General features: G+C 72.1%; 12 protein-coding genes and 1 tRNA gene. 8 read left to right on the forward strand and 5 right to left on the reverse strand.

The window, feature by feature from the left end; translation table 11 throughout:
- The first annotated feature begins 194 nt into the window (after nt 1-194).
- From ACWGIF_RS25935 to ACWGIF_RS25950, 4 genes are all read left to right on the forward strand, one after another.
- On the forward strand, nt 195-2,063 hold the full coding sequence (locus ACWGIF_RS25935; RefSeq protein ID WP_453500921.1) for a D-alanyl-D-alanine carboxypeptidase family protein: 1,869 nt from the start codon (nt 195-197) through the stop codon (nt 2,061-2,063).
- Between the two features lie 128 nt (nt 2,064-2,191).
- Nucleotides 2,192-4,171 (forward strand): MFS transporter, encoded by a 1,980-nt coding sequence (locus tag ACWGIF_RS25940; protein ID WP_453500923.1) that lies wholly within the window; start codon nt 2,192-2,194, stop codon nt 4,169-4,171.
- A 176-nt stretch (nt 4,172-4,347) separates the two neighbouring features.
- A complete protein-coding gene (locus ACWGIF_RS25945) occupies nt 4,348-4,551 on the forward strand; it encodes a hypothetical protein (RefSeq protein WP_453500925.1) in 204 nt (67 codons plus the stop codon).
- Between the two features lie 310 nt (nt 4,552-4,861).
- Nucleotides 4,862-6,160 (forward strand): ATP-binding protein, encoded by a 1,299-nt coding sequence (locus ACWGIF_RS25950; RefSeq protein WP_453500927.1) that lies wholly within the window; start codon nt 4,862-4,864, stop codon nt 6,158-6,160.
- On the opposite strand, the gene ACWGIF_RS25955 is transcribed toward ACWGIF_RS25950, so the two are convergent.
- The 4 genes from ACWGIF_RS25955 to ACWGIF_RS25970 all read right to left on the reverse strand — a co-directional run bounded on the left by ACWGIF_RS25955 (nt 6,063) and on the right by ACWGIF_RS25970 (nt 10,165).
- Entirely contained in the window at nt 6,063-6,944 is an 882-nt protein-coding gene (locus tag ACWGIF_RS25955) for a nitroreductase/quinone reductase family protein (RefSeq protein ID WP_453500929.1), read from the reverse strand. The genes ACWGIF_RS25950 and ACWGIF_RS25955 overlap by 98 nt on opposite strands.
- 231 nt (nt 6,945-7,175) lie before the next feature.
- Nucleotides 7,176-7,248: transfer RNA gene (locus tag ACWGIF_RS25960), tRNA-Arg, on the reverse strand.
- A gap of 326 nt (nt 7,249-7,574) precedes the next feature.
- Nucleotides 7,575-8,795 carry an MFS transporter gene (locus tag ACWGIF_RS25965; RefSeq protein ID WP_453500931.1) on the reverse strand — a complete coding sequence of 407 codons (1,221 nt, stop codon included), beginning with the start codon at nt 8,793-8,795 and terminating at the stop codon, nt 7,575-7,577.
- Between the two features lie 5 nt (nt 8,796-8,800).
- Complete coding sequence (locus ACWGIF_RS25970) at nt 8,801-10,165, reverse strand: NAD(P)-binding domain-containing protein (RefSeq protein ID WP_453500932.1); 1,365 nt, start codon at nt 10,163-10,165, stop codon at nt 8,801-8,803.
- Nucleotides 10,166-10,270: 105 nt separating this feature from the next.
- Between ACWGIF_RS25970 and ACWGIF_RS25975 the strand changes: the two genes are divergently transcribed.
- The 4 genes from ACWGIF_RS25975 to ACWGIF_RS25990 all read left to right on the forward strand — a co-directional run bounded on the left by ACWGIF_RS25975 (nt 10,271) and on the right by ACWGIF_RS25990 (nt 12,628).
- Nucleotides 10,271-11,329: a flavin-containing monooxygenase gene (locus ACWGIF_RS25975; protein WP_453500934.1), complete on the forward strand. Its 1,059-nt coding sequence runs from the start codon at nt 10,271-10,273 to the stop codon at nt 11,327-11,329.
- 44 nt (nt 11,330-11,373) lie between these two features.
- Nucleotides 11,374-11,742, forward strand: a complete 369-nt coding sequence (locus tag ACWGIF_RS25980; RefSeq protein WP_453500936.1) for an ArsR/SmtB family transcription factor — start codon at nt 11,374-11,376, stop codon at nt 11,740-11,742.
- 69 nt (nt 11,743-11,811) lie between these two features.
- On the forward strand, nt 11,812-12,138 hold the full coding sequence (locus ACWGIF_RS25985; protein WP_453500937.1) for an ArsR/SmtB family transcription factor: 327 nt from the start codon (nt 11,812-11,814) through the stop codon (nt 12,136-12,138).
- The gene (locus ACWGIF_RS25990; RefSeq protein WP_453500938.1) at nt 12,128-12,628 is read left to right on the forward strand and encodes an N-acetyltransferase family protein; all 501 of its coding nucleotides are present in this window, start codon (nt 12,128-12,130) and stop codon (nt 12,626-12,628) included. The genes ACWGIF_RS25985 and ACWGIF_RS25990 overlap by 11 nt, the downstream gene beginning before the upstream one ends.
- Here ACWGIF_RS25990 and ACWGIF_RS25995 read toward each other — a convergent pair.
- A complete protein-coding gene (locus ACWGIF_RS25995; protein WP_453500940.1) occupies nt 12,621-13,160 on the reverse strand; it encodes a DinB family protein in 540 nt (179 codons plus the stop codon). The two genes, ACWGIF_RS25990 and ACWGIF_RS25995, sit on opposite strands and share 8 nt — an antisense overlap.
- Between the last annotated feature and the right edge of the window lie 15 nt (nt 13,161-13,175).

The raw sequence follows: 13,175 nt of genomic DNA on the forward strand, positions 1-13,175 counted from the left end.
CTGCTGTGTTCCGGGCGCCGAAGTTCGATTCCGCTTCTGCGTCGGGCTCGGCTGCCGATGTGAAGTCGGCGGCTCCCGCGACGGAGAAGCCGAAGCCTGTTCCTGCGGCTGCGGAGCCTGCGGACAGTGAGCGCACTGCTGTGTTCCGGGCGCCGAAGTTCGATTCCGCTTCTGCGTCGGGCTCGGCTGCCGATGTGAAGTCGGCGGCTCCCGCGACGGAGAAGCCGAAGACTGCTCCCGCGGCCGACGAGCCCGCGGACAGCGAGCGTACGGCCGTGTTCCGGGCCGTGAAGCCCGGCTCCGCTTCCGGCTCTGCCGCGGCCCCGGCCCGGGAGCCCAAGCCCGCGGCCGAGCAGTCCGCGGACAGCGAGCGCACCGCGGTCTTCCGGGCCCCGAAGCCCGCCCCCGCCGAGGAGTCGGCCGACGGTGAGCGCACCGCCGTCTTCCGCGCCTTCAAGCCGGCGGTCAAGCCGGCGGTCAAGCCGGATGCCGTCAAGCCGGATGCCGTCAAGCCGGAAGCGGTCAAGCCGGCGGCGCCCTCGAAGCCCGCCCCCGCGTCGGATGCCGCCAAGTCGGCGCCCGTGCCCCCCAAGGGCAGCACCTTCGTCCCGCTGCGTCCGGAAGGCGGTGCGCCGAAGGCCGCGGCCGGTCAGCTGCCGCCGAAGGCACCGACCCCTCCGACCCCTCCGGCGCCGCCGGCCCCAGCCCCCGCGGCTCCCCTGTCCGCCGCCGAGCGGATCGCGCGGTCCGAGCGGACCACCCAGCAGCCCCTGCCGCCCAAGCCGCCGCTCGACATGCTGGCGGACCTCACGAACAACCCGCCCCCGCCGCCGAGCCCGATGCGCACCGCCGTCCGGCGGTTCAAGATCTACGCCCCGCTCGTCGCGCTGCTGGCGATCATCCTCGCCGTCGTGCAGCTGGTGCGCCCGCTGCCCGAGCCGAAGCTCGTCATGACGGCGACGTCCTCGTACACCTTCGACGGTTCCAAGCCCCAGCTGCCCTGGCCCTCCGAGGGCCAGGCCTACATGGCCGCCGCCGGCCTCGGCACGCTCGGCCAGTCCGGCGAGCAGAAGCCCGTGCCGATCGCGAGCGTCACCAAGTCGATGACGGCGTACATCATCCTGCGCGACCACCCCATCAAGAAGGGTGAGCAGGGCGCGATGATCGACATCGACAAGACGGCCGAGACCGAGGGCAAGAAGAACGACTCGGTCAACAACGAGTCCACCCTCGACACGGTCAAGGAGGGCGAGAAGATCTCGGAGTACGACGCGATCGCCGCCCTCATGATCCCGTCGGCCAACAACATCGCGCGGCTGCTGGCGCGCTGGGACGCCGGTTCCCAGGAGGCGTTCGTCAAGAAGATGAACGACACCGCCAAGGAACTCGGCATGACCAAGACCACGTACACGGACCCCTCGGGCCTGGACGCGACCACGGTCAGCACCGCCGAGGACCAGGTGAAGCTGGGCCTGAAGCTCGTGGAGATGGAGACGCTGCTCGACATCACCAAGAAGGGCAACTGGACCGACCCGTCGGGCAAGAACTGGCGCAACTGGAACGGCCTGGTCCCGTACAACGACTCGCTCGGCATCAAGACCGGTACGACGACGAAGGCGGGTGGAAACCTCCTCTTCGCCGCGCAGAAGAAGGTCGGCAACACCAACCAGCTGATCGTCGGAGCCGTCCTCGGCCAGCACAAGGCGCCGATCATCGACAGCGTCATCGCCGCGAGCAAGCAGCTCATGATCGCCACGCAGAAGGCCCTCGAAGGCGCGCCCGTCGTGAAGAAGGGCGCTGTCGTGGGCTACGTCGACGACGGCCTCGGCGGCCGGACGCCGGTCGTGGCCACCGCCGACGTGCAGGCGGTCGGCTGGGCCTCCCTGACCGTCGACGTCAAGCTCGCGGACGGCGGTGGCAAGCTGCCGCAGACCGCGACGGCCGGCACCGAGGTCGGCGTGCTGACCGTCGGCGAGGGTGCGAGCCAGGTCAAGGTGCCGGTGGCGCTGCAGAGCGACCTGGCCGCGCCCGGGATCGGCAGCAAGCTGACGCGCGTCGGCTGACATCGGGTGAGAGCGTGGTTCCGGCGCCCCGGGCAACCCCGGGGCGCCGGGGCGCGTCTTGGCACCCGGGATGTGTGCGTGTGCGGGTGCGGGTGCGGGTGTGGACCGATGCGTTGGGGAGTGCGGCAGTGACCACCGCTGAGCAGCAGGGCCGGCGCCGGAGAGCCGTAGCGTCGGCCGACGGCGACAGCGACGGAGACGGAGGCGGCGACGCAGGCGGCTCCGGGACGCCCGAGCACGCCGCCACCCCCGCCCCCGCCGCGACCACCCCCGCCGCCACTCCCACGGCCACCACTCCCACCGTCCCCGGCGCCGTTCGGCCCGGCGGTCTCCTCCGAGCCGGTCTGGACCGGGCCCGCCGCCATCCGGTGACCGTCGCGACCGTCCTCGCCGGCGTGCTGCACGTCGTCTGGTTCTTCTGTTTCGCCAACAGCGGCGGCGACCTCGCCGCGCAGGACGCCTGGGCCGAGTTCGTCGGGCGTCACCCCGATTCGGCGTACAACCTCGCCTGGTACGGCGGTATGCATCCCGTCTCGTACAGCGTGGTCTCGCCCTACCTCATGCACATGCTCGGCGTCCGGACCACGATGATGATCGCCGGGACCGTCTCGGCCGGGCTGTTCGCGCTGATCCTGACCCGCTGCCGCGGTTCCGTGCGCGAGCCGCTGTGGCCCGCCCTGGCCGGCGTGTACGGGCTGCTGTGCAACGCGCTGTCCGGCCGCGTCACCTTCGGCCTCGGCGTGATGTTCGCGCTCGGCGCCGTCGCCGCCGTCTTCTGCTGGCCCCGCAAATGGGCGGAGCGGCGCTGGGCCAAGGCCGCGGTGGCGGCCCCGCTGGCCGCCCTCGCGACGGCCGCCAGTCCGGTCGCCGGACTCTTCCTCGGGGTGATCGCCGCCGCGCTGTTCCTGAGCCGGCGGCGCCCGGGTGCGTACGCGCTGGGGCTGGCGCCCGTGGCCGTGGTCGGGCTGTCGGCCTGGCTGTTCCCCTTCTCCGGGACGCAGCCGATGAAGCTGGGCTCGGCCGGGCTGCCGTTCGTGTTCGCGCTGCTGATCCTGTTCCTCGTCCCGAGGCGGTGGAAGACCGTCCGGATCGCCTCGGCGGTCTACGCCCTCGGCGTCTTCCTGACCTGGGCGATCGACTCCCAGGTCGGCTCGAACGTCACCCGGATGGTGATGCTGTTCGGCGGGGCCGTCCTGCTCGCGGCCCTCCCGTACGAGGTCCCGCGCACCCGGCGCTGGTACGGGGTGCTGCTCGCCTTCGCCGGGCTGAACGCCTGGATCACCACCAACAGCATCACGGACATCGTCCGCACCACCCCGGTGGCCGCCTGGAACCGGGAGCTGGCCCCGCTCGTCGACCAGCTGCAGAAGGCGGGCGCCGACCGCGGCCGGGTCGAGGTGGTCCCGGCCAGCAGCCACCGGGAGTCCTCGGCCTTCCCCTCGTACGTGAACCTCGCGCGCGGCTGGAACCGGCAGGCCGACCTCGAGCGCAACCCGCTCTTCTACGACGACACCCTCACCGCCGACAGCTACCGGGCCTGGCTGGAGCGCTGGGCGGTGCACTACGTGGTGCTGCCCGCCGACAAACCCGACTCGGGCGGCGAGGACGAGGCGAGGCTGGTGCGAGGGGGAGTTCCGTACCTCCAGCAGATCTGGGGCGACGCGAACTGGCAGCTTTTCAAGGTCCACGAGCCGACGGACCTCGTGACCGGCCCGGCCACCGTGTCGCGGGCGGGCGCCGACCGCCTGGTCATCGACGTGAAGCAGGCCGGACGGGTGCTGGTGCGGATCCCGCACTCGCCGTGGCTGGGGCTGGTGGACGCGGCGGGCAAGCCGGTGCCGCCGCCGCAGGAGACCTTCGCCTCGAGGGCGCGGGGCGGGAGCGGGGAGGGCGGCGCGCTGCGCAAGCAGTACGCGAACACCGCGGGATGCCTCTTCAAGGCTGCTCCGGACGAGACCGGCGACGTGTGGACGGAGCTGCTGGCGCCGGCGCCGGGGGAGTACCGGGTGGCGGCGAAGTACCAGCTGCCGCGGGGGACGCCCTGCCCGGAGGACCTGGTGCACCAGACGCTGGGGCAGCCGAGCCGGCCGGCTCCGCCCCGCCCCTGATCCCGCACGCGCCGAGCACGCGCCGGTCCTGCACGCGCCGACCCCGCACGCATACGCACTGATCGAGAACTCTTGATCGGAATTTCTTTACGCACCGGTCCAGGTGCGTTGGTCCGTTTATATGCATACGATCCCAGTAGTCCGATTGGGTGCTTCCCGAGGGAGTTGACGACGGGATGAACAAAGAGCAGAAGCGGGACGTCCGGGCGGCCATCGCGAAGGCGCAGGAGCAGGCACAGCCGCCGCGCCCTCCGGGTCACGGCTTCGACGGGCCGGTACGCAGCAAGGTCAAGGGCGGACTGCACACGAAGGCCGCTCTCAAGCGGGCCGGCACTCCGCAGGGCGACCGTATCGGCGAACGCAGCAGTGGTCTGAGCTGACCCCTCACGGGACGGCGCATTCGTGGTGGCACGGCCCTTCCGGCCTCGGCCGGGAGGGCTTCGTGCGTCTCGTGCGTCTCGTGCGTCTCGTGCGCCGCGGCGTTGCCGCTGACCTGCGACGGAGAGCTGGAGGACGGGCACCGCACCACCACGTCGTCTGCTGCGCCGGCCTGGGGGCATGATCCCGCCGCACCCCTGCCGAGACGGGCGCATTAACGTGATCCGGCGGGGGAGGGTCACCGGGACCTGATCGCCTCACCATCCGCGTCTCCCACGCAAGGACGGACGGGCCTCGAGGACCATGGACGTGATGCGGCTGCCCGCCTGGACCTCCACCCTCACCTGGAAGGCCACGGTCTTCATCACCCTCATGTGCTGCGGCCTCGCAGCACTGCTCGGCGGCCTCGTGCACAGCGCCATGACGCGCCAGACCGTCGGCACGGCGCGCGAGAAGGCCCTCACCAAGCTGGAGCGGACCGTCCAGGCCTACGAAGCCGGCGCCCGCCTGCCGCGGGGCGAGGGCATCGACCCCGCGGGCCTGCCCCCTCGGCTGCGCGCGCTGGCCGTCGGCGGCAAGCGGGGCACGGCGATCGGCGAGCACCGGGGCCGCCCCGCCATGTGGGCGGCGGGGCCCGCCGACCACGGCACCGCGATAGCCGTCTCCGTGGACTTCCGTGCCGGCGAGCGGACCATCGCCGAATTGGACCGGGCCATCCTCGGCTCCTCGGGGCTGGCCATCGGCGGCACCCTCCTCGTCGGCGCGTTCGTCGTCACCCGGATCACCCGGCGGCTGCACCTGACCGCGCAGGTGGCCCGCCGGATCAGCGCGGGCGACCTGGACGCGCGGGTCGACGACAGTCGGCGGAACAAGGACGAGGTGGCGGCGGTCTCCCGGGCCCTGGACACCATGGCCGCATCGCTGCAGTGCAGGCTCGAAGCGGAGCGGCGGTTCACTGCGGACGTCGCCCACGAGCTTCGCACCCCGCTGACCGGGCTGAACGCGGCCGCCGAGCTCCTGCCCCCGGGCCGCCCGGCCGAGCTCGTACGGGACCGGGTGCAGGCGATGCGCTCGCTGACCGAGGACCTGCTGGAGATCTCCCGGCTGGACACGCGCAGCGAGCGCGTGGAGCTGGACTCGTACGACCTGGCCGAACTGGCGGCGCGCACGATCCGCGCCTCCGGGACCGACACCCGCCTGGAGGTGGTCTCCTCCCTGCGGGTGGAGACGGACCGGCGCCGCCTGGAGCGGATCCTCGGGAACCTCGTCGCCAACGCGCACGGCCACGGCGCGTCCCCCGTCACGATCACGGTGGACGGCCGGATCCTGACGGTGACCGACGCGGGCCCCGGCTACCCGGAATACCTGCTCACCACCGGCCCGCAGCGGTTCCGCACGGAGGGCACGAGCAAGGGCCACGGGCTGGGCCTGACGATCGCCGCCGGCCAGGCCCAGGTCCTCGGCGCCGCCCTCGCCTTCCGCAACCGGGAGGAGGGCGGCGCCGAGGCCCGCGTCACGCTTCCAGAGCCCGCAGCACCGAAAGCAACTGCGCCTCCTCGGCGTCGAGATGATCCTCCAGCTCCCGGCTCATCCGCTCCACCCGCTCGCTGAATCCGGCGCTCGGAGCGTCCAGCGCGCGCACCAACTCCTCCTGCAGGCGGGCGATGACGCGGTGCTCGGCTCCGATCCGGCGGAAGAACTCCCGCAGCTGGGGATGCTGTTGCTCCAGGTATGGAAAGAGTCCGGCGTCCTCACTCCTGTGGTGGAATTCCAGCGAGTGGCAGAACGCGAGGCAGTGCTGGCGCAGTTGCAGCCCGAGCGACGCCGGCCCGCCGCTGCTCGGCTCCTCCTCCCGTGCGAGGTCGCGTACGAGGGAGAGCTGCGCCCGCAGCCAGCCGTGCACGTCGAGCAGCTTCCCGGCGATCCCGCCCTCCGCGGCGGGTGCCTCGTGCGTGCGCTGGAGCGCCACGACCGGGATCACCCGCGCGGTGCCCGCCTGGTACTCCCCGTACCCGGGCTCCTCGCGCACGACGTGCGCGAACAGCTCGTCGCGCCGCGCCCCTTCGGCGGGCACGGCGACGGCCTCGTACTCCTCGGTCCCGGTCTCAACCTGGACGAGGGGACGCGCGAGCAGATTGTGATACCAGGCGGGATGCCGGTCGGCCCCGCCCGCGGACCCGACGACCAGCAGGTGCCCGCCGCCGCGGCGGGCGTCGCCTTCACCGCCCCCGTCCCCGCCGCCCTCGCGGACGAACCCGAGCGGGACGGTGTGCGGTTTGCCGGACCTGGCTCCGGTGGTGGTGAGCAGGATCAGCTCGGATCCTTCGAAGGGCCCGCCGACGCGGCCGGCGTTCGCCCTGAACTCTTCGATGACAACCTGATTGAACGATGACACGGAGTGTGGATTCCTCACGGTGTGTGTGCGTGCGATGGCAGCGGAACAACCGAGGGGGATCACCCGTAGCCGGTGGCGTACATGCCCATGGGCCCGGTCCTTCACCAACAGGTGCCTGCCCAACCACCGCCCGGCCCACATCTCAGTAGGCGGCGTCACGCGACACGGGCGCCATGGTAACCACAACGCGAGAGGACCCCCAGCCGTTTACGGCGGGGGGTCCTCGAAGTGTGCCCTCGGCAGGATTCGAACCTGCGACACCGGCTTTAGGAGAGCCGTGCTCTATCCCCTGAGCTACGAAGGCGGGGATCTGTCGAAAAACGTGTCTGAAAGTCTGCCGAGGTAGGCGGACTGCTCAGGCGTGTCTGGCGACAGGCGCGGTGGCAGCCCGTGAGGGCGTTGCCACCGCCGTCAGTGTAGCGGGTGGTGCATGATCCGTCGGCGGAGATACGTGCGCGCTGGGTCGAGCCGCGGGGCGTGGGTGATCTTGGCTCGGGCGACGGAGTTGCCGAGCCGGGCGAAGCCGATGGAGATCAGCAGGGCTGCGTGGAGGGGCTGAGCATGGCTCCGTAGGCGGGCTGGGGCCTCCGGGCTCTTCGGCGGGGTGGGTCGGTTACCGCGCCGAGCGTGTCAACTCGTCGTCGGGAAAGTCTTCTTGGCAGGTACGGCCGCCAGTGCTGTCGCGATGAGCGAGACGGCGGCCAGCGCCGCGAAGAGGTGCGGGTAGCCGCCGAGGGGGCCGGCGAGGGCGGCGCATGCCCAGGGAGCGAGGGCTGCGGTGATGTGGGCGGGGGCTCCGAGGAGGGCGGAGAGGCGGCCGTAATGGGTGGTGCCCCAGCGGTCGGTGACGGCGGTGGCCTGGAGGAGGGTGAGGTTGCCGCGGACGACGCCGGCCAGGACCGCGAGCAGGACCAGCAGGGGTACGGGGCCTGAGACGAAGGCGAGTGCGGCGGTGGTGGCGCCGCCGAGGGTGATGAGGGTGACGGTGCGGGTCGTGACGGAGGTGCGGGTGGACAGGCTCGCGTAGAGGGTGCGGCCGAGGGTCTGGCCCGCCCCGCCCAGGCCGAGCGCCCAGGCGGCTTGCGTGGGCGTGGCGCCGCGCTCGGTGAGGAGGGGGATGAGCCCCATGACGACCGCGTACATGGCGAAGCTGGAGAGGGTGAAGGCCGCGGCCAGCAGGAGGAACGGGCGGCTGCGCGGGATGGGAGTGCGGTCGACGACCGGTGGCTGGGGTGGGGCGGCCGGCCAGGGGGCGCGCAGGGCCAGGGCGTGCGCGGGAATGGTGATGGCGGCGAGGATCACCGCGAGGACCGCGTACGTCTCGCGCCAGCTCAGGTGCTCGGCGAGGAGGGCGGTCAGGGGTGCGAAGACGGTGGAGGCAAGTCCGCCGGCGAGGGTGACGATGGTCAGGGCGCGGACGCGGTCGGGGCCCCACCAGCGGGTCAGGGCGGCGAAAGCGGGCGGGTAGAAGGTGGCGGCCATGGCGACGCCCGCGAGCATCCAACCAAGGGTGAATGCAAGCAGGTTGGGGGCGGCCGCGATGAGGAGGAGGGCGAGTGTGCCGAGTGTGGAGCCGACGGTCATCACAGCGCGCGGACCTCGCCGGTCGAGGACCCGGCCGATGGGGATCCCGGCGACGGCCGAGACCAGGAGCGCGAGGGAGAACGCGGCCGTTGCCGCGTTGGTGGACCAGCCGGTGTCGGCGGTCAGCCGTGGCAGGAGGACGGGGAAGGCGTAGTAGACGATTCCCCAGCCGGTGATCTGCGTGGCGCAGAGGGCGGGCAGCACGGCGCGCGGCCGCGCCCGGGTCCCCGTTCCGGTCGCGGCCGCGTCGGCCTGGATGGGTTGCACGGTGGTCAGCAGCCGCCGGAGGAGGCCGGGGCGCCGATCGTGAGCGTGGAGGGGGCTGCGCAGCAGCCGCCACCGGTCGCCTCGGCCGCCTCGGCCACCTCGGGCTGGTCGAAGAGGCCGGCGCCGCCGCAGACGCCGGTCTCGGGCAGGGTGAGTTCGACGCGTTCGGCGGCTTCCCGGTCGCCGGCGAGGGCCGCGGCGATGGAGCGGACCTGCTCGTAGCCGGTCATGGCCAGGAAGGCCGTGGAGCGTCCGTAGCTCTTCATGCCGACGAGGTAGACGTCCTTCTCCGGGTGGGAGAGCTCGTTGACGCCGTGCGGGTAGACGGTGCCGCAGGAGTGCTGGTTGGGGTCGATCAGCGGGGCCAGCTCCAGGGGCGCCTGGAGGCGCTCGTCGAGGCCCAGGCGAAGTTCGGAGACGTAGGAGAGGTCGGGGCGCAGGCCGGTGAGGACGATGACCTCGTCGACCGGGTCCAGGCGGCGGCCCTCCTCGGAGACCAGAACCAGCCGGTCCCCGTCGCGCTCGACGGCGCCGGTGCGGAACCCGGTGACCGCGTCGGCGTAACCGTTGTCGACGGCGGCCTTGGCGGCGAGGCCGAGGGCGCCGCGGGCGGGGAGCTGGTCGGAGGCTCCACCGCCGAAGGTCGAGCCGCTGATACCACGGCGCAGGATCCACACGGAGTGGGTGCCCGGCTCGTCCTTGGCGAGGTCGGCCAGATAGGCCAGCGCGGTGAAGGCGGAGGCGCCGGAGCCGATGACCGCGGTGCGCTTGCCTGCGTACCGGGCGCGGACGGCGGGGTCCTTCAGATCCGGGACGCGATAGGTGATGCGGTCGGATGCCGCCTTCTCGCCGAGGGCCGCAAGTCCGCTGCCGCCCGCCGGGCCCGGGGTGGCCCACGTACCGGAGGCGTCGATGACGGCTCGTGCCCAGACGCGCTGCTCGTCTCCGTCGCCGGTCTCGTAGTTGATGACGAAGGGCTGCGCCTCGCGGTCGGCGTCGACGATACGGTCGCGGCCGGTGCGGGAGACGCCGGTGACCTTCGCGTCGTAGCGGACCTGCTCGCCGAGGACGTCGGCGAGGGGCTGGAGGTAGAGCTCGGCCCAGTCGCCGCCGGACGGGTAGGTGGCCGGGTCGGGCTTGACCCAGCCGGTGGGGGCGAGGAGCTTCTCGGCGGCCGGGTCGACGACCTCGCCCCAGGTGGAGAACAGCCGCACGTGCGCCCACTCGCGTACGGCGGCGCCGGCTGTGGAGCCGGCCTCCAGGACGAGGGGTTCGATGCCGCGGTCGACCAGGTGGGCAGCGGCGGCGAGGCCGGCGGGACCGGCTCCGATGACGACGACCGGCAGCTCGGTGGTGGCAGGCGCGTTCATGGCAGGCTCCTTGCTTGTTTCGACATCTATCGATGCTTGCTTTTCCAGCATGGCACCTGCTTCGATGACCGTCAACATAGACATTCATCAAATCGGAGGCTTCTTGTGGAGCATGTGGACGTCGCGGTCATCGGAGGCGGCCAGTCGGGTCTGGCGGCCGCGGACGCACTCGCCCGGCAGGGCCGGGCGCCGGTCATCCTGGAAGCGTCGGATCGGGCGGCCGGGTCCTGGCCGCGGTACTACGACAGCCTGACTCTGTTCTCCCCGGCCCGGTTCAGTGCGCTGCCCGGCATGCCGTTCGGCGGCGACCCGGACCGCTATCCGCACCGCGACGAGGTCGTCGCCTACCTGACCGCCTACGCCGACCGGCTCCAGGCCGACATCCGCACCGGCCGTCGGGTGGCCGCGGTCAGGGCGAACGGCGCCGGCTTCACCGTCGAGCTGGAGGGTGGCGGGCGCCTCGCGGCGCGTGCGGTGGTCGCGGCGACCGGCAGCTTCGGGTGTCCCCTCCGTCCGGCGCTGCCGGGCCTGGAATCGTTCACCGGCCGGGTACTGCATGCGGCCGGCTATCGCGACCCGGCTCCGTTCGCCGGGCAGCGGGTCGTGGTGGTCGGGGCGGGCAACTCCGCGGTCCAGATCGCAGCCGAGCTCGCCCGGGTGAGCCGTACGACGCTGGCGACCCGGGCGCCGCTGAAATTCGCCCCCCAGCACCTGCTGGGCCGCGACCTGACTTTCTGGCTGACCCGCACCGGTCTGGACACCGCACCGCTGGGGCGCCTGCTGCGCACCCCGCCTGCCCAGCCCGTCCTCGACGACGGCCGCTACCGCGCAGCCCTGGGCGCCGGCGCACCGGACCGGCGCGCCATGTTCCTCGGCCTGGACGGCGAGAAGGTCACCTGGGCCGACGGGGTCGTTGAAGCGGTGGACGCGCTGATCCTCGCCACGGGCTACCGACCCGACCTGCCCTACCTCGCCGGACTCGACGGGGCCCTGGACATGTCCGGCCGACCCCACCACCAGGGCGGAGCCTCCCTCACCCACCCGGGCCTGGCCTTCGTGGGCCTGGAGTGGCAGCGCAGTCTGTCCTCGAACTCCCTGCGCGGGGTAGGCCGCGACGCCGCGCGGGCCGCCCGCCGCCTTGCGGCCTTCCTGGACCGCACATGAGGTCGCCCCTGCCGACCTGGTTCGATGTGTGTCAACATAGACGTATGTCGAATGCGGAGGTTCTGCCACTCCTGGAGCCCGATGCCGTCGCGTCCTGCTGCCCGCCGCTGACCGAGCGCGCCATGTCCGCGAGCGAGGCCGAGGTCGCGGCCAAGATGTTCAAGGCTCTCGGGGATCCCGTGCGCCTGCGGCTGTTCTCCGCCGTCGCCTCCCATGAGGGCGGGGAGGCCTGCGTGTGCGACATCTCCGATGTGGGCGTATCCCAGCCGACCGTCTCCCATCACCTGAAGAAGCTGAAGGAGGCGGGGCTGCTGTCCTCCGAGCGGCGCGGCACGTGGGTGTACTACCGGGTCGAGCCGTCCGTGCTCGCCGCCATGGGGGCGCTGCTGGTCGACTCCGCCCGCGAGGCGTAGGGCCGCGCACAGGTGGGTCCTGCCGATGTGGTGGCGCCCGTATCGTCTATCGATTATCGTCGATAGACGATGAAGGTTGACCTGTCGCTCAGCGAAGAAGACGCTCACACGTACGCGGGCTGGTTCAAGGCCCTGGCCGATCCCACCCGCGTGCGGCTGCTCCACCTGCTGGCCGGCGAGGACCGCGCGATGAGCGTGGGTGAGATCGTCGCTCGGGCCGAGGTGGGCCAGTCGACGGTCTCGCACCACCTCAAGATCCTCGCCGAGGTGCGGTTCGTCCTCGCCGAAAAGCAGGGCACCTCCACCCTCTACACGGTCAACCACACCTGCCAGAGCGTCTTCCCCCGCGCCGTACGAGCGATCCTCGGCGAGGGGGCGCCCGCCGATGGCTGCTGAGATCAATGTCGCCGCGATGGCGCCGGCGCAGGCCGATCAGGTGCTGGCGATCTACCGGTCCGGGATCGACGAAGGCAACGCCACCTTCGAAACCACCGCCCCGACCTGGGAGGCGTTCGACGCCGCCAAGCTGCCGGACCACCGCTTCGCCGCGATGGACGAGAACGCCAAGGTCCTCGGGTGGGTCGCCGCGACCGCGGTATCGGACCGATGCGCGTACGCGGGCGTGGTCGAGCATTCCGTGTACGTCGACCCGGCCGCGCGAGGCCGTGGCGTCGCCCGCGCCCTGCTCCAGGCACTGATCGCCTCGACCGAAGCGGCGGGCATCTGGACGATCCAGTCCGGGGTCTTTCCCGAGAACGCCGCCAGCCTCGCCGTCCACGAGCGGGTCGGCTTCCGCGTCGTCGGAACCCGCGAGCGCATCGGCCGCCGGCGCGGCGTGTGGCGTGACGTGGTCCTGTTGGAGCGTCGGAGCCCGCTGATCAGCTGAGCTCCCCGTCCAGAGTGAGTTGGTGGCGGTGGAAGTCGAAGTGCTGCGTCGGGTAGCGGTAGAGGTCCGCGAGCGTCATGAAGTCCCGGAAGAACGGGTCCCAGCGGACGGGGTAGTGCATGCCACGGGCCAGGTCGGCATCCGACTCCGCTGCCAGGCGGCGGTGCAGGGAATCGATGACGCGGTCGAAGGTGGCGCCCGTCCGGCGGGGCCCGAAGACCTTCACCGCCCCGCACGGGCCGACGTAGTTGACCCAGTCGAACGGTACGGTCGCGGCGTTCAGCGCCCGGGCGAAGGCCTTGCCGGCGCTGCGGGGCAGCCGCCCGAAGACGCCGGCCAGGACCAGCAGCACCCGGGCGATCACGTAGCCGAAGAGCATGTGCCACAGCAGTTGCCCGTTGGTCCACCGGGTACCGCGCGTGGGGCGGGCGAGGTCGGCCGTCGCGGCAGTGTCGAGCAGGTCGTGGAAGGTCTGCCGCGCGCGCTCGTAGTCCGCGTACACGGCCTGCCGGTCCATCCCGATCTCGCTCATCACGGCCTGCTCACC

Source organism: Streptomyces sp. NPDC054849 (assembly GCF_053610945.1).

Excerpts from the sequence above, each read along its gene's own strand:
- ACWGIF_RS25945 (WP_453500925.1), top strand. The coding sequence starts at position 4,348 with ATGAACAAAGAGCAGAAGCGGGACGTCCGGGCGGCCATCGCGAAGGCG.
- ACWGIF_RS25950 (WP_453500927.1), top strand. The coding sequence starts at position 4,862 with ATGCGGCTGCCCGCCTGGACCTCCACCCTCACCTGGAAGGCCACGGTC.
- ACWGIF_RS25970 (WP_453500932.1), bottom strand. The coding sequence starts at position 10,165 with ATGAACGCGCCTGCCACCACCGAGCTGCCGGTCGTCGTCATCGGAGCC.
- ACWGIF_RS25980 (WP_453500936.1), top strand. The coding sequence starts at position 11,374 with ATGTCGAATGCGGAGGTTCTGCCACTCCTGGAGCCCGATGCCGTCGCG.
- ACWGIF_RS25985 (WP_453500937.1), top strand. The coding sequence starts at position 11,812 with ATGAAGGTTGACCTGTCGCTCAGCGAAGAAGACGCTCACACGTACGCG.
- ACWGIF_RS25990 (WP_453500938.1), top strand. The coding sequence starts at position 12,128 with ATGGCTGCTGAGATCAATGTCGCCGCGATGGCGCCGGCGCAGGCCGAT.
- ACWGIF_RS25995 (WP_453500940.1), bottom strand. The coding sequence starts at position 13,160 with ATGAGCGAGATCGGGATGGACCGGCAGGCCGTGTACGCGGACTACGAG.